The sequence below is a fragment of the Curtobacterium sp. MCSS17_007 genome (assembly GCF_003234175.2).
Lineage (GTDB): Bacteria > Actinomycetota > Actinomycetes > Actinomycetales > Microbacteriaceae > Curtobacterium.
Genome location: NZ_CP126257.1, coordinates 2,036,349 through 2,056,403, shown reverse-complemented (window position 1 = coordinate 2,056,403; position 20,055 = coordinate 2,036,349). Strand labels below are relative to the sequence as shown.

The 20,055-nt window shown below is 72.9% G+C and carries 18 protein-coding genes; 15 read left to right on the top strand and 3 right to left on the bottom strand.

Features of this window, described 5'->3' with window-relative positions; translation table 11 throughout:
- The first annotated feature begins 40 nt into the window (after positions 1-40).
- The 6 genes from DEJ22_RS09740 (at position 41) to DEJ22_RS09715 (ending at position 6,819) form a co-directional block, all read left to right on the top strand.
- On the top strand, positions 41-1,579 hold the full coding sequence (locus DEJ22_RS09740) for a pyridoxal phosphate-dependent decarboxylase family protein (RefSeq protein WP_258379548.1): 1,539 nt from the start codon (positions 41-43) through the stop codon (positions 1,577-1,579).
- Positions 1,576-2,982, top strand: coding sequence for a lysine N(6)-hydroxylase/L-ornithine N(5)-oxygenase family protein (locus DEJ22_RS09735; protein ID WP_111226349.1), 1,407 nt, complete (start codon positions 1,576-1,578; stop codon positions 2,980-2,982). The genes DEJ22_RS09740 and DEJ22_RS09735 overlap by 4 nt, the downstream gene beginning before the upstream one ends.
- On the top strand, positions 2,979-5,312 hold the full coding sequence (locus tag DEJ22_RS09730) for a GNAT family N-acetyltransferase (protein WP_111226348.1): 2,334 nt from the start codon (positions 2,979-2,981) through the stop codon (positions 5,310-5,312). The genes DEJ22_RS09735 and DEJ22_RS09730 overlap by 4 nt, the downstream gene beginning before the upstream one ends.
- 72 nt (positions 5,313-5,384) lie before the next feature.
- Positions 5,385-5,831 (top strand): fluoride efflux transporter FluC, encoded by a 447-nt coding sequence (locus DEJ22_RS09725; protein WP_111226347.1) that lies wholly within the window; start codon positions 5,385-5,387, stop codon positions 5,829-5,831.
- Complete coding sequence (locus tag DEJ22_RS09720; RefSeq protein WP_111226346.1) at positions 5,828-6,217, top strand: fluoride efflux transporter FluC; 390 nt, start codon at positions 5,828-5,830, stop codon at positions 6,215-6,217. The genes DEJ22_RS09725 and DEJ22_RS09720 overlap by 4 nt, the downstream gene beginning before the upstream one ends.
- On the top strand, positions 6,214-6,819 hold the full coding sequence (locus DEJ22_RS09715; protein ID WP_111226345.1) for a histidine phosphatase family protein: 606 nt from the start codon (positions 6,214-6,216) through the stop codon (positions 6,817-6,819). The genes DEJ22_RS09720 and DEJ22_RS09715 overlap by 4 nt, the downstream gene beginning before the upstream one ends.
- A gap of 297 nt (positions 6,820-7,116) precedes the next feature.
- Here DEJ22_RS09715 and DEJ22_RS09710 read toward each other — a convergent pair whose 3' ends face one another.
- Entirely contained in the window at positions 7,117-8,184 is a 1,068-nt protein-coding gene (locus DEJ22_RS09710) for an FUSC family protein (RefSeq protein ID WP_111226344.1), read from the bottom strand.
- A gap of 205 nt (positions 8,185-8,389) precedes the next feature.
- Here DEJ22_RS09710 and leuC point away from each other — a divergent pair, with 205 nt between their 5' ends.
- From leuC to DEJ22_RS09680, 6 genes are all read left to right on the top strand, one after another.
- Positions 8,390-9,859 (top strand): 3-isopropylmalate dehydratase large subunit, encoded by a 1,470-nt coding sequence (gene leuC, locus DEJ22_RS09705; RefSeq protein ID WP_111226343.1) that lies wholly within the window; start codon positions 8,390-8,392, stop codon positions 9,857-9,859.
- On the top strand, positions 9,859-10,455 hold the full coding sequence (gene leuD / locus DEJ22_RS09700) for a 3-isopropylmalate dehydratase small subunit (RefSeq protein WP_111226342.1): 597 nt from the start codon (positions 9,859-9,861) through the stop codon (positions 10,453-10,455). The genes leuC and leuD overlap by 1 nt, the downstream gene beginning before the upstream one ends.
- On the top strand, positions 10,456-11,823 hold the full coding sequence (murA, locus tag DEJ22_RS09695) for a UDP-N-acetylglucosamine 1-carboxyvinyltransferase (protein WP_111226341.1): 1,368 nt from the start codon (positions 10,456-10,458) through the stop codon (positions 11,821-11,823).
- 4 nt (positions 11,824-11,827) lie between these two features.
- The gene (locus DEJ22_RS09690) at positions 11,828-12,676 is read left to right on the top strand and encodes a lysophospholipid acyltransferase family protein (protein ID WP_258379547.1); all 849 of its coding nucleotides are present in this window, start codon (positions 11,828-11,830) and stop codon (positions 12,674-12,676) included.
- Positions 12,677-12,767: 91 nt separating this feature from the next.
- Positions 12,768-13,781, top strand: coding sequence for an NAD(P)H-dependent glycerol-3-phosphate dehydrogenase (locus DEJ22_RS09685; RefSeq protein ID WP_111226461.1), 1,014 nt, complete (start codon positions 12,768-12,770; stop codon positions 13,779-13,781).
- Between the two features lie 32 nt (positions 13,782-13,813).
- Complete coding sequence (locus tag DEJ22_RS09680) at positions 13,814-14,926, top strand: D-alanine--D-alanine ligase family protein (RefSeq protein ID WP_284174606.1); 1,113 nt, start codon at positions 13,814-13,816, stop codon at positions 14,924-14,926.
- Between the two features lie 50 nt (positions 14,927-14,976).
- Here DEJ22_RS09680 and DEJ22_RS09675 read toward each other — a convergent pair whose 3' ends face one another.
- Positions 14,977-15,462: a DUF3515 family protein gene (locus DEJ22_RS09675; RefSeq protein ID WP_111226340.1), complete on the bottom strand. Its 486-nt coding sequence runs from the start codon at positions 15,460-15,462 to the stop codon at positions 14,977-14,979.
- Positions 15,463-15,496: 34 nt separating this feature from the next.
- On the opposite strand from DEJ22_RS09675, the gene thiL reads away from it, so the two are divergent.
- On the top strand, positions 15,497-16,495 hold the full coding sequence (gene thiL, locus DEJ22_RS09670) for a thiamine-phosphate kinase (protein ID WP_111226459.1): 999 nt from the start codon (positions 15,497-15,499) through the stop codon (positions 16,493-16,495).
- Between the two features lie 43 nt (positions 16,496-16,538).
- Here thiL and DEJ22_RS09665 read toward each other — a convergent pair whose 3' ends face one another.
- On the bottom strand, positions 16,539-17,099 hold the full coding sequence (locus tag DEJ22_RS09665; protein WP_111226339.1) for an RsmD family RNA methyltransferase: 561 nt from the start codon (positions 17,097-17,099) through the stop codon (positions 16,539-16,541).
- A 152-nt stretch (positions 17,100-17,251) separates the two neighbouring features.
- Between DEJ22_RS09665 and DEJ22_RS09660 the strand changes: the two genes are divergently transcribed.
- Complete coding sequence (locus tag DEJ22_RS09660; protein ID WP_111226458.1) at positions 17,252-19,465, top strand: ATP-dependent DNA helicase RecG; 2,214 nt, start codon at positions 17,252-17,254, stop codon at positions 19,463-19,465.
- A gap of 26 nt (positions 19,466-19,491) precedes the next feature.
- Positions 19,492-19,986 (top strand): pantetheine-phosphate adenylyltransferase, encoded by a 495-nt coding sequence (gene coaD / locus DEJ22_RS09655; protein ID WP_111226338.1) that lies wholly within the window; start codon positions 19,492-19,494, stop codon positions 19,984-19,986.
- Positions 19,987-20,055 lie beyond the last annotated feature (69 nt).

The following is a 20,055-nucleotide window of genomic DNA, read 5'->3' as shown; positions in this document are numbered from 1 at the left end:
GGTTGGGATCCGACCAGTTGTGAGGTTAGCCTTACCTAACGTGAACAGCGACACACCACTGCTCGAGATCCTCACGTCCGCACGAGCGCACCGGTACCGCAGCGTCGTCCGTGGCGCCGTCGACCGGACTGCCGATCGGCTCGCCGCGGTCGCCGCGCCGACCACCGACACCCCTGCGCAGGTCCTGCGCGACCGGGTGGCCGCGATCGACCTGGACCGTCCGCTCGGTTCCGCCGATGCCGCCGTCGCCGAGGTCGACGGACTCTTCACCGCCGAGGCCGTGTGGTTCCACGACCCCGGCTACCTCGCCCACCTCAACTGCCCGGTCGCCGTCCCCGCGGTCGCGGCCGAGGCCGTCCTCGCGGCCGTGAACCCCTCGGTCGACACCTGGGACCAGTCGCGGATCGGCACCGAGATCGAACGTCGGGTCGTCCGCTGGGCCTCGGGCACCGTGGGCTTCACCGCGGGGGACGGGATCTTCACCTCCGGCGGGACGCAGTCGAACCTCCACGCGCTCCTGCTGGCCCGACAGGCAGCGACCTCGACCACCGCGGGCCGAGCGACCACCGCGGGCCGAGCAGCCGGCGACGGCCGGAGCGTCGCGGCCTCGGACCGGCCCGCACCCGCGCTCGACGACCTGGTCGTGTTCGCCACGGCCTCGAGCCACTTCAGCGTCCGGAAGTCCGCCATGCTCCTGGGACTGCCGGAGCGTGCGGTCGTCGAGGTCGCCGCGGACGCCGCCGGTCGCATGCGTCCGGATGCCCTCGCGCACGCGGTCGCCGCCGCCCGGCACGAGGGACGGACACCGATGGCCGTCGTCGCGACCGCCGGCACGACCGATCGGGGCTGCATCGACCCGCTCGAGCCGATCGCCGACGTGTGCGACCTCGAGGACGTCTGGCTGCACGTCGACGCCGCCTACGGCTGCGGTCTCCTGGTGTCGCCCTCGCGCCGGCACCTGCTCGACGGGATCGAGCGCGCGCGCACCGTGACGACGGACTTCCACAAGTCGTTCTTCCAGCCGGTGTCGTCGAGCGCGCTCCTGGTCCGCGACCCCGCGGACCTCCGGCTCGCCGCGTGGCACGCGGACTACCTCAACCCCGAGGACGCCGAGGAGCCGAACCAGGTCGACAAGTCGCTGCAGACCACCCGGAGGTTCGACGCGCTGAAGCTCTGGACGACGCTCCGCGCGAGCGGCGCCGAGGCGATCGGGCGAGCGTTCGACACCGTGCTCGACGTCACCGAGCGCGTGCACGACCACGTCGCTGCGCACCCGGACCTCGTACTCGTCGCACCGACGCAGCTCAGCACGGTGCTCTTCCGCTGGCAGCCCGACGGGGTACCGGACGCCGATGCCGACGCGCTCGTCGCCCCGGTCCGTGCGGCCCTCCTCGCCGAGGGTCGGGTGCTCGTCGCCAAGACCGTCATCGACGGACGCCCCTGCAACAAGCTCACGCTGCTCAACCCCGAGACGGACGCCGACCAGGTCCTCGCGGCCCTCGACCACGTCGTCGCCACCGCCGAGCGACTGCACGCCGAGCATGCCCGAGCCACCGAGACGACGGGAGCGACCCGATGACCACCAGCACCAGCACCGGCACCGTGCACGACATCGTCGGCATCGGCATCGGCCCGTTCAACCTCGGGCTCGCCTGCCTCACCGAACCGCTCGACGACCTCGACGCGGTCTTCCTCGACCAGGCCGACGGCTTCGCGTGGCACCACGGCATGATGCTCGACGACGCCACCATCCAGGTGCCGTTCCTCGCCGACCTCGTGACGATGGCCGACCCGACCTCGCCGTTCTCGTTCCTCGCCTGGCTCAAGGCGACCGGACGGCTCTACCCCTTCTACATCCGCGAGGACTTCCACCCGCTGCGCGTGGAGTACGACGCCTACTGCCGGTGGGCGGCCGACCGCCTGCGCACCCTCCGGTGGGGTCGTCGCGTCGTCGCGGTCGAACACGACGAGGACACCGACCTGTTCACCGTGCACGCCGAGACGCCGCACGGTCCGGAGCGGTACCGCGCGCGCCACGTCGTGCTCGGCATCGGCACCGAGCCCGCCGTGCCGGATGCGCTGCGCGGTCTCGACGGCCCCGTGGTGCACTCCGCGGGCTACCTGCCCGCACGCAGGGACCTCCGCCGCGCCGACTCGATCGCCGTCGTCGGCAGCGGGCAGTCCGCCGCCGAGGTGTACCGCGACCTGCTCGAGGGCATCCGCGACGGCGGGTACCGACTCGACTGGATCACCCGCTCGCCCCGGTTCTTCCCGATGGAGGACACGAAGCTCACGCTCGAGATGACGAGTCCCGAGTACACCGACCACTTCCACGCGCTGCCGAGGCCGGTCCGGGACCGCCTCGGCCGTGAGCAGCGCGGGCTCTACAAGGGGATCAGTGCCGACCTGGTCGACGAGGTCTACGACGCGCTCTACCGGATCAGCGCGCGAGGCCCGGTGCCGACGACGCTCCGCACCGACACGAGCGTCGTCGCCGCCGCGTGGCTGCCCGACCGCGACCGGTTCCGCCTGACGCTCCGGCACGGTCAACTCGGCACCGAGGCGACGCACGAGGTCGCCCGCCTCGTCCTCGCCACCGGCTACCGTCCGCGCACCCCCGACTTCCTCGACCCCGTCGCGCACCTGGTCGCCCGCGACGACCTCGGCCGGCTCGCGGTCGCCCGAGACCTGCACGTCGACACGCTGGGCGGCCGCATCTGGGTGCAGAACGCCGAGGAGCACACGCACGGCCTCACCGCACCGGACCTCGGGATGGGCGCCTGGCGGAACGCGTCGATCATCCGCTCCGTCACGGGACGCACGGTCTACGGCCTGGAGGAACGGATCGCCTTCCAGGAGTTCGGCCTGCCCGGTGGACGGCCGGCTCCCGAGCCGGCGGCGAGCGCCGACCCGCCGCACGCGGCGAGCGCCGCCACGGACACCGAGGACCTGCTCGACGCTCCTGCGGAGGTGTCCGCGTGAGCGCCGCGGTCACGGTCGCCGCTCCGACGGGCGCGACCACGGGCCTCCCGTCCGTGCACCCGGTCGACCCGGACCGCGACGCCGCGCTCGTGCAGGCGTGGCTCGCGGCCCCGGCGTCCTCGTGGTGGGGGATGGCGGACCACGACGTCGACGCGGTGCGCGCGTACCTGCGTGCGGTGCAGGCAGACCCCGCGCAGGCGGGCTGGTTGCTCCGGCGGCACGGCGAGCCGATCGCCTACGCGGAGACGTACGACCCGGCTTCCGTGCTGCTCACCGACGTGTGGGACGCCGAACCCGGCGACGTCGGGATGCACCTGCTGATCGCACCGCCACCCTCGGCCGGATCGGCGGGTGGCCGCGTGCACGGGCTCACGACGGCGGTGATGCGGGCCGTCGTGGAGCACTGCCGCGACGTGCTCGGCGCACGGCGGGTCGTCGTCGAGCCGGACGAGCGGAACACGGCCGTGCAGCGGAAGAACGCGGAGGTCGGGTTCCGGGCGCTGCGGGTGGTCGACGTGGACGGCAAGCGTGCGCTCCTGTCGGTGCTCGACACCGAGCGGATCGGGCGGCTCGACGACGACGGGCCCGCGGCGCACCTCCGGCCCGAGCACCTGGAGCCGGCACAACGGCACCTCGTGGCGAAGGCGATCGCCGAGTTCACGCACGAGCGGCTGGTCGCTCCGCGTCCCGACGGCGACGGGTGGGCGCTCGACGCGGGGGACTCGACCTACCGCTTCCGCGGTCGGGTGCACGCGCTCGAGCACTGGGTGCTCGACGAGGCCTCGCTGACCCGTACCCGTCGGGGCTCGTCGGCGCCGCTCGACGCGCAGGACCTCGTGCTCGCGCTGCAGGAGGCGCTCGGCATCCCGGACGAGCTGCTCGGCACCTACCTCGAGGAGATCGCGTCCACCCTCGCGAGTGCCGCGGCGAAGCACCGCCGCGGCGGACCCTCCGCCGTGCAGCTCGCACGTGGCCGCGCGGACGGCGACGTGGTCGCGGGGTTCCAGGACGCCGAGGCCGCGATGACCGAGGGGCACCCCGCGTTCGTCGCGGCGAACGGGCGGATCGGGTTCGGACTCGACGAGTACCGCGCCTACGCGCCGGAGTCGGGCGGGCGCTTCCGCTACCGGTGGCTCGCCGCCCGGCGCGAGCACACGCACCTCGCGCTCGCCGCCGACCGCACCGAGCGGCAGCACTGGGACGCCGAGCTCGACGCGTCGACCGTGGACCGGTTCCGCGACACCCTCGGTCGCCGGGGGCTCGACCCCGCTGAGTACGCCTGGTTCCCGGTGCACCCCTGGCAGTGGCAGCACCGCATCGCCGTGACCTTCGCGCCGGACCTCGGCCGGCAGGACCTCGTCGACCTGGGCGAGGGCGCAGACGACCACCAGCCCCAGCAGTCGATCCGGACGGCGTTCAACCGTTCCCGCCCGGAGCGGTCGTACGTGAAGACGGCGCTCGCCGTGCAGAACATGGGGTTCCTCCGGGGCATATCGCCGGCGTACATGCGGACCGCACCGGCCGTGAACGACTGGGTCGCCGGTCTGGTCGACGCCGACCCGGTGCTCGCCGACGCCGGGTTCGGCGTGCTCCGGGAACACGCGGCGATCGGCTACACCGGGGACGCGTACCACCGCGTCGACGTGCCCTCGCCGCAGCGGAAGATGCTCGCCGCGCTGTGGCGGGAGAGCCCGGTGCCGCGCCTGCGGGCGGGGGAGCGGCCGATCACCATGGCGGCCCTGCTCCACCGGGACGCCCGGGGGCGCTCCGTCGCCGCCGCGCTGGTGGCCCGGTCGGGGCTCGACGCGGCCGAGTGGGTCCGTCGGTACCTCGACGCCTACCTCCGACCCGTCGTGCACTGCCTGACCGAGCACCAGCTGCTGTTCATGCCGCACGGGGAGAACCTCGTGCTCGTCCTGCGCGACGGGGTGGTGTCGCGGGTGTTCATGAAGGACATCGGGGAGGAGGTCGTGGTCGTCGGGGACGTCGCGGTCCCCGCCGGGATCGAGCGCATCGTGCACCCGGTGGACGACGACGAAGCGGCGCTCGGGGTCTTCACCGACGTGTTCGACGGTGTCCTCCGGTACCTCGCCGCGATCCTCGACGAGGACGGCGTGCTGCCGGCCACCGTGTTCTGGCGGCTCGTCGGGTCGTGCGTGGACGGCGCCGCGGCGGGGCGGGCACGCCGGATCGACTTCCGGGTCCCGGACTTCGAGCACTCGTGCCTCAACCGGCTGCAGCTCCGGAACACCCTGCAGATGGTGGACCTGTCGGCGCAGACGGACTCGCTCATCCGGGCCGGGCGGATGGCGAACCCGATCGGGCGCTGAGGGTCCGTACACGAACCGGGTCCGCGGGTGGCGCGCACGCTGCCGCGGACCCGGTCGTGCCAGGCTGGCAGGGTGACCAGCGCCACCGACCGACCACCGCACCTGCGCTGGCGGTACCTGGGCCTCGTCGCCCTCGGGGGCGCGGTCGGCACCGGCGTGCGGGCGGTGCTCGCCGCGGCACTGCCGGCGGCCGACGGCGTCAGCTGGACGATCCTCGTGATCAACGTCGTCGGAGCGTTCTGCCTGGGCTTCCTGCTCGAGGCGCTCGCGCACGCTGGCGCGGACGTCGGACGGCGCCGAGCGCTCCGCCTGTTCGTCGGCACCGGGGTCCTCGGCGGCTTCACGACCTACTCGACCCTCGCGGACGACACCGCTCGACTCCTCGACGCCGGTCGCTGGGGTGCCGGCGCGGGGTACGCACTGCTCTCGGTCGTGCTCGGCCTCGTCGCCGCGGCAGTGGGAGTGTGGCTCGCCGGCGCTCGGCGCACCCGGGGCTCCCGGACGGGAGACGCCGGGTGAACCCGCTCGAACTCCTGCTGGTCTCCCTCGGCGGCGGTGTCGGCGCTGCCCTGCGCTCCTGGCTCGACGGCGTCGTCAGGTCCCGGATCGGTGGCACCGTGCTCGGGCGGTTCCCGCTCGGCACGCTCGTCATCAACGTGACGGGATCCCTCGTGCTCGGGTTCCTCACCGGGCTCGGGGAGACCGGTGCCCTCGGTCCCTCGACGGTCGCGGTGCTCGGGACGGGCATGATGGGCGGGTACACGACGTTCTCGACGGCGAGCGTCGAGACCGTGCAGCTCCTCCGGACCGGCAAGACCCGGCTCGCCGTCCTGAACGGCCTCGGGATGCTCGTCGTCTCGGTCGGCGCAGCCGCGCTCGGCCTGTACACCGGAAGGAACACATGACCTCGGAACGCCCCGGCGAACTCGTCCTCGTCCGCCACGGAGAGACGGAGTGGTCGAAGAGCGGTCAGCACACCGGCCGCACCGACATCCCGCTCACCGAGAACGGCATCGAGCAGGCGAAGCGCGCCGGCCGGTACCTCGCGGACCGCACCTTCGCGCTCGCGCTCTCGAGCCCGCTGCAGCGCGCACGGGACACCGCCGAGCTCGTCGGCGTCGACCCGGAGCTCGACGAGGACCTGTACGAGTGGGACTACGGCGCCTACGAGGGCCTGACCACCCCGCAGATCAAGGTCAAGCGGCACGGTCCGTGGGACCTCTGGACCGACGGGGTGCCCGCCGGTGACACCCCGGGGGAGAACGCCGCCGAGGTCCGGGTCCGCGTCGAGCGCGTGTTGAACCGCGTGCGTCCGGTGCTCGCCGAGGGTGACGACGCGATCGTCGTCGCGCACGGGCACGTGCTCCGTGCGCTCGGTGCCGCGTGGATCCGACTCGCGCCACAGGACGGTGCCGTGCTGAAGCTCGGCACCGCGACCGTGAGCTCGCTCGGCTACGAGCACGGCCGCCCCGTCATCGACTCCTGGAACATCGCCCCGCGCGACTGACGCGGCCGGTGCTGGCGGGACGAACCGCGGATCCGACATCGAACCAACGGACAACGCTGGTTCGATGTCGGAAAGCTGGTCCGATGCGCTCGGGCACGCACGGCGACGGACGCGAGCCCTCGTCGGACGGGAGGCGCGGCGCGATCTCGCCCCGGGCCTCCCGTCCCGCGAGCCGGGGGTGCTGTCCGCGGTGCCTTCGTCCGAGACGAACCACGGATCCGACGTGGAACCAGCGCTGATGGCTGGTTCCACGTCGGAGAGCTGGTTCGATGCGCGCGGCGCGGTTCCTGCCGGCCGTCAGACGGTGCGGATCGCGCTCGTCGCACCGAGCGGACGGCCACGCCGGCGCTCGACGGAGCGTCCGACCACCAGGAGTGCCACGCTCACGAGGGCACCGAGCAGCGTCTGCGCGATGCGGTCGAGCGCGAGGAGCTCCGGCGCCTCGGGCAGGCTCAGCCACGACACCGCGAGCGCGAGCGGCGTGAGGAAGAGCAGCGTCACGGCGTAGTGCCGGGCGACGAAGATCTCCGCGAAGAACTGCCCGATGACGGCGATGGCGACGATCCACCAGACGCTCGGTTCCAGCAGCAGGATCCCCACCGCCACGACCGTCCCGCCGACGGTGCCGATCACGCGCTGCCAGGCGCGACGGAGGGTGTGCCGCTGCCGGAGCGCCGGGAGCGTCGCCACGACCGCGATCACCGCCCAGTACGGGTGTCCGAGGCCCGGGATCGCGACGGCGACCGCCCCGGCGACGAGGGACCCGACGACGTTGAGCGCGACCGTCTCGCGGAGCGCGGCCGTGCGCAGGACCGCGAGCGTGCGGTGCTTGCGTGCCGCGAGCGGCCGGAAGCGGTGTGGTGCCCGAGGGTGCAGGACCCGGCGGAGCAGCGCGCCCGACATCGCCACGAGCCACGCCCACGCAACCGAGCCGACGATGATCACCAGGACGGTCGGGAGGTCGGCGGGGCGCAGCGGGACGAGCGCGGACACCACGAACGCGAACACCGGGAAGATCGGCTGCGCCGGGATCGTCTGCAGTGCCGTGAGCGTGCACACGGCGACGACGAGCACCACCACGAGCCCGACCGCCTGCAGCCACAGCGGGTGCCCGAGGAGCGCGACACCGATGCCCGCGAGCATGCACGCCGCCTGGAGCGCGCCGGCGACACCGGTCGTGACGGCGCGCTGCCGGTACGGCTCGGTCGCGCCGAAGATGGCCGTGAAGCCGGCGAACATCGCGAAGGCCGCGTACCCCGGCATCCCCAGGGCGATGAGCAGCGCCAGCGGTGCACCGCCGGCGATCGCGGCGCGTGCGGCGCCCTCGAGGTTGGTGGTCCGGGTCGAGTGCGCAGGCGTCGTCATGTCGGCACCATCTTCCCACCGCGACAGGTGTCGCTGGTGCCGTGCCGCGTCCGACGGACCGCACGACGGCCCGGCGGGAGGGGCGTGGCGGCGCCGTTCCGCGCCTCCCGTGCGCCTCGACGGGTGTTGGTATACCAACCTGCTAGACTCGCCGGACCGAGCCGCGAGAGCGGTACCGCAACGTCGATGAGGAAGGGCCGGGCCGATGGGAAAGACGCTCGCCGAGAAGGTGTGGGACGACCACGTCGTGGTCAAGGGCGAGGACGGGAACCCGGACCTCCTCTACATCGACCTGCACCTCGTGCACGAGGTCACCAGCCCCCAGGCGTTCGACGGCCTGCGCCAGGCGGGACGCCCGGTGCGCCGCCTCGACCTGACGATCGCGACCGAGGACCACAACACCCCGACCCTCGCGATCGACCGGCCGATCGCGGACCCGACGAGCCGCACCCAGATCGAGACCCTGCGTCGCAACTGCGCGGAGTTCGGCGTCCGTCTGCACTCCCTGGGCGACAAGGAGCAGGGGATCGTGCACGTGGTCGGCCCGCAGCTCGGCCTGACGATGCCCGGCATCACCGTCGTGTGCGGCGACTCGCACACCTCCACCCACGGCGCGTTCGGCGCGATGGCGTTCGGCATCGGCACGAGTGAGGTCGAGCACGTCCTGGCGACGCAGACCCTGCCGCTGAAGCCGTTCAAGACGATGGCGATCACCGTCGAGGGCACGCTGCGCCCCGGCGTCACCGCGAAGGACATCATCCTGGCCGTCATCGCGAAGATCGGCACCGGCGGCGGGCAGGGCTACGTGCTCGAGTACCGCGGCTCGGCGATCCGGTCCCTCTCGATGGAGGGCCGCATGACGATCTGCAACATGTCGATCGAGGCCGGTGCCCGCGCGGGCATGGTCGCGCCCGACCAGACCACGTACGACTACGTCCAGGGCCGCGACCACGCCCCGACGGGCCAGGACTGGGACGACGCCGTCGCGTACTGGGACACGCTGGCCACCGACGACGACGCCGTGTTCGACGCCGAGGTCTTCATCGACGCCGACGAACTCGAGCCCTTCGTCACCTGGGGCACCAACCCCGGCCAGGGCGTCTCGCTCTCCGAGACCGTCCCCGACCCGTCGACCTACGCCGACCCCAACGACCAGGCCGCGGCGTCCCGCGCCCTGGAGTACATGGACCTGCAGGCCGGTACCCCGATGAAGGACATCGCCGTCGACGCGGTCTTCATGGGGTCCTGCACGAACTCGCGCATCGAGGACCTCCGGGCCTTCGCGTCGATCATCAAGGGCCGCAAGAAGGCCGACGGTGTGCGCGTCATGGTGGTCCCGGGGTCCGCCCGTGTGCGGCTCGAGGCCGAGGCCGAGGGGCTCGACGAGGTCTTCACCGAGTTCGGCGCCGAGTGGCGGTTCGCCGGTTGCTCGATGTGCCTCGGCATGAACCCCGACCAGCTCGCGCCGGGGGAACGCTGCGCGAGCACCTCGAACCGCAACTTCGAGGGACGCCAGGGCAAGGGCGGGCGCACGCACCTGGTGTCCCCGCTCGTCGCCGCCGCGACCGCCGTCCGCGGGACGCTCTCGAGCCCGTGGGACCTGGAGACCGACGACGCGCTGGCGTCCGTGACCGACACCGAGACCGCGACCACGACCACCGAGGGGACCATCTGATGGACAAGATCACCACCGTCACCGGGATCGCCGCGCCGCTGCAACGCTCGAACGTCGACACCGACCAGATCATCCCCGCGGTCTACCTGAAGCGGGTCACGAAGACCGGCTTCGAGGACGCCCTGTTCGCCGGGTGGCGCCAGGACCCCGACTTCGTGCTCAACCAGCCCGCGTACCAGGGCGCGCAGGTGCTGGTCGCCGGCCCGGACTTCGGCACCGGGTCGAGCCGCGAGCACGCCGTCTGGGCGCTCCGCGACTTCGGCTTCCGCGTCGTCGTCTCGAGTCGCTTCGCGGACATCTTCAAGGGCAACGCGGGCAAGCAGGGCCTGGTCACCGCGATCGTGACCGAATCGGAAGTCGAGCGGCTCTGGGCCGAGATCGAGCGGCAGCCGGGGGCGCAGGCGACGGTCGACCTGGTCACCCAGCGCGTGTCGCTCGGCGCGGTGGACGTGCCCTTCGAGATCGACGCCTACACTCGTTGGCGGTTGATGGAAGGGCTCGACGACATCGGGCTCACCCTCCGTGACGAGACCGCGATCACGGAGTTCGAATCCCGCCGCTCCCGATGGCGGCCGAAGACATTGCCGGTGAAGTAAGTGAACTCTCTCGTACAGGACGCAGCTGCCGCAGGGGCCCGCGTGGGCCTCAAGTCGGACGAGATCGTCATCCGGGGCGGCAAGCCGCTCGTGGGGCGCATCGAGGTCCGCGGCGCGAAGAACCTCGCGACCAAGGCGATGGTGGCGTCCCTGCTCGGTGACACCCCGTCCATCCTCAAGGACGTCCCGGACATCTCCGACGTCAAGGTGGTCCGAGGGCTGCTCGAGGTGCACGGCGTGCGCATCACCGATCCTGCACGAGGCGAGCTCATCCTCGATCCCTCGAACGTCGAGTCGGCGCACTTCGCCGAGATCGACGCCCACGCGGGTTCGAGCCGCATCCCGATCCTGTTCTGCGGTCCGCTGCTGCACAAGCTCGGCGAGGCCTTCATCCCCGACCTCGGCGGCTGCCGCATCGGTGACCGTCCGATCGACTTCCACCTCGACGCCCTGCGCGCGATGGGCGCGGTCGTCGACAAGCAGGTCAACGGCATCCACCTGACCGCCCCGGACGGTCTCAAGGGCGCGAAGATCGAGCTGCCGTACCCGAGCGTCGGTGCGACGGAGCAGGTCCTGCTCTCGTCGGTCCTGGCCGAGGGCGTCACCGAACTGCGCAACGCCGCGATCGAGCCCGAGATCATGGACCTCATCGCGATCCTGCAGAAGATGGGCGCGATCGTCACGGTCGAGCCGAGCCGCACGATCTTCATCGAGGGCGTCGAGTCGCTCCGCGGGTACACGCACCGCGCGATCAACGACCGCAACGAGGCCGCCAGCTGGGCCTCCGCCGCGCTCGCCACCAACGGCGACATCTTCGTCGAGGGCGCCGACCAGCAGGACCTCATGACGTTCCTCAACGTCTTCCGCAAGGTCGGCGGCGGGTTCGACATCCAGGAGGACGGCATCCGCTTCTACCGCGAGCGCGAGGTCCTGCGCCCGGTCGTCGTCGAGACCGACGTGCACCCCGGCTTCATGACCGACTGGCAGCAGCCGCTCGTCGTCGCCCTGACGCAGGCCGAGGGCACGAGCATCGTGCACGAGACGGTGTACGAGAACCGCTTCGGCTTCACCGACGCGCTGAACGAGATGGGTGCCGACATCGTCGTGCACAAGGAGGGGCTCCCCGGCCACGACCGCCGTGTCGCCCGCCGTCCCTTCGAGCAGGCCGCCGTCATCACCGGCCCGACGCCGCTGCACGCGGCGAACGTCCGCGTCCCCGACCTGCGCGGCGGCTTCAGCCACCTCATCGCGGCGCTGACCGCCGAGGGCGAGTCGCACATCACGAACGTCGGCATCATCAGCCGCGGCTACGAGCACTTCATCCCGAAGCTCCGCAAGCTCGGCGCCGACTTCGACTTCGCGGGCTAGGCGCGTGGCTGGCACGGCGAGCGGTGACGGCCCGGTGAGCGGAGCGGGCGACGGCCTGGAGACGCGGCGCGCCGCCGCCACGGACGTCACCACGGGCCTCCCGAACCCCGGACGCCGGTGGCGGCGCGGCGAGCTGAACACGGCCTTCCGCATCACCGCATCCGTGGTGATCCCGGTCTTCCGCTTCACCGCCAGGTACCACTGGCACGGACCGAAGCGGCTGCCGGAGGGCGGCGCCTTCGTGCTCGCGCCGAACCACTTCACGAACATCGACCCGCTCGTGGTCGGGACGGCCGTCTGGCTGTCCCGCCGTGCACCGCGGTTCCTCGCCAAGGCCTCGATCTTCCGGGTGCCGGTGGTCGGCAAGCTCATGGCGGGCATGGGGCAGATCCCGGTCGAGCGCTCCGGTCGCACGCGGCTGAACGACCCGCTCGGCGGCGGGAAGTCCGTCATCGAGCAGGGCGGGGCCATCATCGTCTACCCCGAGGGCACGCTCACGCGCGACCCCGACCTGTGGCCGATGCGGGGGAAGACCGGGGCGGTGCGCATCGCGCTCGAGAACGACGTGCCGCTCATCCCGATGGCCCACTGGGGCACGCAGCGGATCATGGCGCGGTACTCGAAGAAGCTCCGCCTGTTCCCGCCGTCGCGCGTCGACGTGATCGTCGGCGACCCGGTCGACCTGTCGGCGTACCGCGGGAAGGCGCTGGACCAGAAGACCCTGCTCGCGGCGACCGACCAGCTCATGCAGCGCATCACCGAGCTGCTCGAGGAGCTCCGCGGTGAGCAGGCCCCGGCGACCCGCTGGGACCCGGCCGCCAACAACCAGAAGGAGACCGGGAAGTTTGAGTGACGAGCGCCCGGGCCTGCGCCCGCACGACGACCACCCGGACCCCGCCGTCGCCGCCCCCGGCGCCGTCGACACCGCTGCGATCCGCGTGGTCATGCAGTCGACGGACAAGCCGCGCGTCGCGGTGATCGGTGCCGGCAGCTGGGGGACCACGTTCGCGAAGGTGCTCGCCGAGGGCGGTGCCGACACCGTCGTCTGGGCGCGCCGTCCCGAGGTCGCGCGGGAGATCACCGAGACCAAGCGGAACTCCGACTACCTGCCCGGCATCAACCTGCCGCGCACGCTGACGGCGTCGACCTCGCTGTCGGCCGTGCTCGACGGCGCCGAGCAGGTGTACGTCTCGGTGCCGTCGCAGTCGCTGCGGTCGAACCTCTCCGCGATCGCACCGCTGCTGCCCGAGGGCATCCCCGTGGTGAGCCTCATGAAGGGCGTCGAGAAGGCCACCGGCCTGCGGATGAGCGAGGTCCTGCACGAGGGCCTCGGCATCGACCGCGACCGCATCGCCGTCGCGAGCGGCCCGAACCTCGCGCTCGAGATCGCTCGCCGGCAGCCCACCGCCGCCGTCGTGTCGTCGACGTCGCTCGAGACCGCGACCGCCGTCGCCGCGGTGGCGACGAACCCGTACTTCCGGTCCTTCACGAACACCGACGTCATCGGCACCGAGTTCGGCGGCGTGCTGAAGAACCTCATCGCGGTCGCCATCGGCATCGTCGACGGCGTCGGCTACGGCGAGAACACGAAGGCGTCGATCATCACGCGCGGCCTCGCCGAGATGACCGACTTCGCGGTGTCGCTCGGCGCACAGCCCTCGACGCTCGCCGGCCTCGCCGGACTGGGGGACCTCATCGCCACCTGCCAGTCGCCGCTGTCGCGGAACAACACCGCCGGGCGGCTGCTCGGGCAGGGGTACCGGTTCGACGAGGTCGTGCGCCAGATGAACCAGACCGCGGAGGGCCTGGCGTCGGTGGCGCCGATCCTCGAGCTCGCGTCCGCGAACGGCGTCGACATGCCCATCGTCGGTCAGGTGGCCGAGGTCCTCGCCGGTAGGCTCGATCCGCGCAACATCGCGCCGCACCTCACCGAGACCGACGAGCCCCAGGGCGAGTGACCGGTCCGGTCCCGACACACGAGAGGGCCGCCGTGCCGACCATCGCCGAAGGCGCACCCACGACCACGACCACCGTCGCCGTCCTGTTCGGCGGACGGTCGAGCGAGCACGAGATCAGCTGCGTGACCGCCGGCGGGATCATGGACGTGGTCGACCGCGCCGAGTACGAGATCGTGCCGATCGGCATCACGAAGGACGGTGCGTTCACGCTGCAGTCCGACGACCCGGCGCAGTGGGCGCTCCGCGACGGTGCCCTGCCCACCGTGCCGGACAACGGCACGCGCGTGGCCTTCCCGACGTCGCCGGCCACCCGTGACCTCGTCGTGTCGCACCCGGACGGCACCGTCACGACCATCGCGGACGTCGACGTCGTCTTCCCGATCCTCCACGGCCCGTTCGGCGAGGACGGCACGGTGCAGGGCATGCTCGAGGTCGCCGGTCTGCCCTACGTCGGCGACGGCGTGCTCGCGAGCGCCCTGGCGATGGACAAGCACACCGCGAAGGCCGTGCTCGAGCACGCCGGCCTGCGCGTGGCGCCGTGGACCACGGTGCTGCGCCGCGAGTGGGCGGCCGACCCGGTGGGCGTCGCCGAGACCGTCGCGGCGCACGGATGGCCGCTCTTCGTGAAGCCGGCTCGTGCCGGGTCGAGCATGGGCGTCTCCCGCGTCGACGAGCCGGCGCAGCTCGGTGCCGCGATGGACCTGGCGTTCGAGCACGACTCCAAGGTCATCGTCGAGCCGCGGGTCGTCGGTCGCGAGGTCGAGGTCGCCGTGCTCGAGGGTCGCGACGGCGTGCCGCGCACGAGCCTGCCCGGCGAGATCGTCGTCGCAGAGGACGGCTTCTACGACTTCGCCTCGAAGTACCTCGGCGGCGACGAGGCGCTCCTGTGCCCCGCACCGCTCACCGAGGACGAGACCGAGGCGATCCGGTCGATCGGTGCCCGGGCGTTCGAGGCCATCGGCGGTGCCGGGCTCGCCCGCGTCGACTGCTTCCTGACCGACGACGGCTTCGTCGTCAACGAGGTCAACACCATGCCGGGGTTCACCCCGCTGTCGATGTACCCGCGTTGCTGGGCCGCGTCCGGGGTGTCCTACGGCGAGCTCGTCACCGAGCTCATCGAGCTGGGCCGCAGCGCCGTCCGCTGACGTCCGGCTCGACGTCGCGCGCCGCGGTCGCTGGGCACCGCGCGCGGTCGTCAGCCCTGGACGTCCGAGGGGTCGAGGCAGCGGTGTCCGTCCTCCGGCAGCGTCGACACGACGTCGGACAGGTCCTGGACGACCTGGTTCGTGGTCGTCGTCGAGTCGATGACGACCTGCACCGCGGGGGAGCGACCGAACGTCGTGTAGACGACGCGGTCACCGCGGTCGTCACGGATCCAGTCGACGCCGCCCTGGCTGAAGCACGGCAGGTCGGACACCGTCGGGGCGGCGACACCGCAGTGGTACAGCGCTGCGGCCGGGTCGCCCCACGCGGCGGTCGACTGCGCGTTCGTGTTGCGCAGCCGCAGGTCGTTCCCGACCACCTCGGGCAGTCGGACCTGCACGGCGGCGCACGCGGCGGTGTCGGCTGACGGCGCGGGGGCCATCGACACGGCGTTCGTGCACCCGGTCAGGCCGGCGGCGAGGGCCACGACGACGCCCGCGATCGCGGTCCAGCGGAGGGGTCGGCGCACGGTGTCCATCGACGTCCAGGCTACCGTTGCGGACGTGGACGAGATGGACGACGCCTGGACCGGACCGACCGTGGGCGAGTGCGGGGAGCTCGTCGTCCTCGACCGCATCGTCCGCCGCCTGCCCGCCGGCACGCCCCTGCTCGGGCCCGGGGACGACTGTGCCGTCGTCGCTGCCCCGGACGGCCGGTTCGTCGTGACGACCGACATGATGGTCCACGGCCCGGACTTCCGGTGGGCGTGGTCCTCGCCCTCGGACGTCGGGTGGAAGGCAGCCGCGACGAACCTGTCCGACGTCGCAGCGATGGGGGCCACACCGAGCGGCCTCGTGATCGCCCTCGCGGCGCCGCAGGACACCCCCGTCGCGGTGCTCGAGTCCTTCGCGGACGGGGTGCGGGCCGCCGTGGAAGCGCTCTCGCCGGGCTGCGGCGTGGTCGGCGGGGACCTGTCGACCTCGGCGACCTTCACGGTCACGGTGACGGCCTTCGGCGACCTCGGTGGCCGGACCGCCGTGCTCCGCTCCGGTGCTCGCGCCGGCGACGTCCTCGCGGTCTCCGGGGAGCTCGGGCGAGCGGCGCGCGGCCTCGCCCGGCTGTTCCGCGACGGCGTCGACGAGCAGGGGGAGCCGTCGCGGGCGGCGACGGTGGCGAGCGGCGCTGACGCCGACCCGGACGTCGATCGGCAGCGTCGCCCGGTGCCGCCGGTCGCCGACGGTCCGGTCGCGGCCGCCGCCGGCGCGACCGCGATGCTCGACCTGTCGGACGGCCTGGCGATCGACGCCGGTCGGCTCGCGCGCGCCAGCGGCGTGACGCTGGCACTCGACCGCGCGGACGACCCCGCGGTCGACCTGGACCCGGTCGCCCTCCACGGCGGCGAGGACCACGGCCTGCTCGCGACCTTCCCGCCGGACGTCGCCCTGCCCGGCGGCTTCCGCCGGGTCGGGGTCGTCGTCGCCCGCGGCGACGCTGACCTGGTCCGAGGCGGGCAGCCGGTCCCGACGACCGGTTGGGACCCCTACGCCGACTGGGACGGCGCAGCGGGCTGACGTCGGGGCCGCACCGGGCCTCCCGGCTGCTCCGGTGTCCGTGTCAGGACGCGGTGACGGCTTCCCACGCCACGGTCTCGCCGTAGCTGCGCTTGCTGAACGGCTCGAGCCCGACCGGCCACGTCGGCTCCGGTGAGCGCTTGCTGCGCTCGACCACGACGACGGCACCGGCGGTGAGGCGCGGGACGAGCGCCTCGAGGACGTCGGCGATCTCCTGCTCGGCCACGTCGTACGGCGGGTCGACGAACACCAGGTCGAACGTCCGCACGGTGCTCCGGAGGTACCCGAGCGCCGGCTGCGGCTGCACGTCGATGCGCACCCCGGGGACACGCTGCTGCACGGCCTTGGCGTTCGCACGGCACGCCTGTGCGGCGGGGGCGGCCCGGTCGACGAGCACGACCTCGACGGCGCCGCGCGAGGCCGCCTCGAGCCCGAGCGCACCCGTCCCCGCGTACAGGTCGGCGACGGCGGCGTCGTCGACGAGTCCCCGCGCCTCGAGCGACGAGAACAGGGCCTCGCGCACACGGTCGCTCGTCGGCCGCGTGCCCGACTTCGGCACGCGGAGCGCGGTGGAGCCGGCGGCACCGGCGATGATGCGGGTCATGCTGACACCGTAGCGGCGCGGACGCAGCCCCCGGGGCGTCCGTCGCCGGTGCGCCCTGCACAGGCCGGTCGGGAGGCGCCCGGTGCGTCGGACGCGCCCGGTACCGTGGTCGCGTGGTCACCTCCGACGCCCCCGACACCGCGGCCCCGCCGGTGCGGCCCGACCTCGGTCCCGCACCCCTCGACGCCCGGCTGGCCGGCGTGCTCGGCGGACGGACGGCGAAGGCGATCGAGAAGGCGTTCGGCTACCGCACCGTCGGCGAGTTCCTCGAGCACGCGCCGCGACGGTACGCGGAACGCGGTGCACTGACCGCCCTCGACTCGCTCGCCATCGGAGAGTCGGTGACGATCGTGGCCGAGGTGATCGACGTGCGCGAGCGGACCATGCGCGCCCGCCGGGGGTCGATCCTCGAAGCGAAGATCGGCGACGGCAAGGGCCTGCTGACGCTGACGTTCTTCAACCAGGGGTGGCGGACGAAGGACCTGGTCCCCGGCGCCCGGGGGATCTTCGCCGGCAAGGTCAGCGACTACCGCGGTGCCCGTCAGCTCGCCCACCCCGACTACGAGCTGTTCGACCGCGACGACCCGAGGGCCACCGCCGACCCCGAGGACGAAGAGGCCATCCGCTGGTCGCGGCAGCCGATCCCGATCTACCCGGCGACGGCCTCGTTGACCTCGTGGCAGATCGCCAAGGCCGTCGCCGTCGTCCTCGACACCCTGCCGGACCTGCCCGACCCGATCCCGGCACCCGTCCGGACCCGACTCGGCCTGGTGCCGTTCCGCCGGGCACTCGAACTCCTGCACCGCCCGGAGAAGGTCGCCGACTTCAAGCGCGCGCAGGACGCCCTGCGCTACCGCGAGGCGTTCGTCCTGCAGACCGCCCTCGTACAGCGGCGCATGGCGGCGCGAGCGACCGCGGCGACCTCGCGGACGGTCTCGCCCGGTGGGATCCTCGAGCGCTTCGACGCCGCACTGCCGTTCACCCTGACCGACGATCAGCAGGCCGTCGGGGCCGAGATCGCGCACGACCTGGCCGGGGACTGGCCGATGCACCGCCTCGTGCAGGGCGAGGTCGGCTCCGGCAAGACCCTCGTGGCGATCCGGGCGATGCTCACGGTCGCCGAGTCCGGCGGGCAGTCGGCGCTCATCGCCCCGACCGAGGTGCTCGCCGCCCAGCACCTCCGCTCGATCGTGAAGTTCCTCGGGCCGGACCTGGCCGCGGAGCTCCGGCCGGTCATCCTCACCGGGTCGCAGTCGACCGACGAGCGTCGGCGCGCCCTGCTCGCGGCGGCGTCCGGCAGCTCACGGCTCGTCGTCGGCACCCACGCGCTCCTCGGCGACCGGGTGGACTTCGCCGAGCTCGGTCTGGTCGTCGTCGACGAGCAGCACCGTTTCGGGGTGGAGCAGCGCGAGGCCCTCCGCACGAAGGGTTCGACGCCGCCGCACGTGCTCGTCCTCACCGCGACGCCGATCCCGCGCACGGTCGCGATGACGGTGTTCGGCGACCTCGACGTCTCCACGATCACGGGGCTGCCCTCGGGCCGTGCGGGGGTCGAGACCTTCGCGGTCGGCCTCGCCGAGCACCCCGGGTGGGAAGGACGCATCTGGTCCCGGATGGCAGAGGAACTCGCCGCCGGGCGCCAGGCGTTCGTCGTCTGTCCCGCGATCGACGACGCCCACGCCGAGGACGACGGGACCGCGCCGGTCGACGGGCAGGACCCCCCGGACGTCGGCGACGGCGTGCCCGGGCGCGCTCCGGCGACGGTGCTGGCGACGGCCGAGCGGATGCGGGCGATGCCGGTCCTGCAGGGTCGGCGGATCGAGGTGCTGCACGGCCGGATGACGGCGGAGGAGAAGGACCGCGTGATGACCTCCTTCGCCTCGGGCGACGTCGACGTGCTCGTCGCGACGACCGTGATCGAGGTCGGCGTGGACGTGCCGAACGCGTCGATGATGGCGGTGCTCGACGCCGACCGGTTCGGGGTGTCCCAACTCCACCAGCTGCGCGGGCGCATCGGTCGTGGGCAGTACGCCGGGGTGTGCCTGCTCGTCACCACGGCGGAGCCGGAGACGACCGCCCGCGAACGGGTCGACGCGGTCGCGGCGTCCGACGACGGCTTCGAGCTCGCGCGCGTCGACCTCGAGCTCCGGCGCGAGGGCGACGTCCTCGGCGAGCGGCAGTCGGGCGGTCGGTCCTCGCTCAACCTGCTGCGGGTCGTGGAGCACGCCGACCTCATCGTCGACGCACGGGGCGAGGCCGAGCGGGTCCTCGGTCCGGACCCCGAGCTGCGGGACCACCCCGCCCTGCGCGAGGCCCTGGCCCGTCGGCTCGACGAGTCGGACGCCGCGTTCCTCGGCAAGAACTGACGAGCGCGCCCGGTAGCGTGACGGGCATGGCTCAGATCGCGGTCGTCCCCGGCTCCTTCGATCCCGTCACGCTCGGGCACCTCGACGTCATCGGCCGCGCCGCGCGGCTGTTCGACGAGGTGCACGTGCTCGTCGTGCACAACCCCGACAAGCAGCCGGCCATGTTCGCCGCGGCGGACCGGGTGCGGCTGATCCAGCAGTCGTTGACGGAGACCGGCGTGGCCGACACCGTGCGGGTGGGGGAGTGGACGTCCGGTCTGCTCGTGGACTACTGCCGCCGGGTCGGTGCGGGTGTGCTCGTCAAGGGCGTCCGGTCGGGGGAGGACGTCGCCTACGAGACGCCGATGGCGATCATGAACCGGCACCTCGCCGACGTCGAGACGGTGTTCCTCCTGCCCGAGGCGTCGCGGGCCCACGTGTCCAGTTCGCTCATCCGCCAGGTCGCGACCCTCGGCGGCGACGTCACGCCCTACGTCCCGCGCGCGGTCGCCGACGCGCTCGCGGAGCACCTCGGCCACTGACACGCCGCGTCCCGGGCGTCCTCGACGTACCGACCGGATCGCGCTAGGCTTGACGATCGTGTCTTCCCC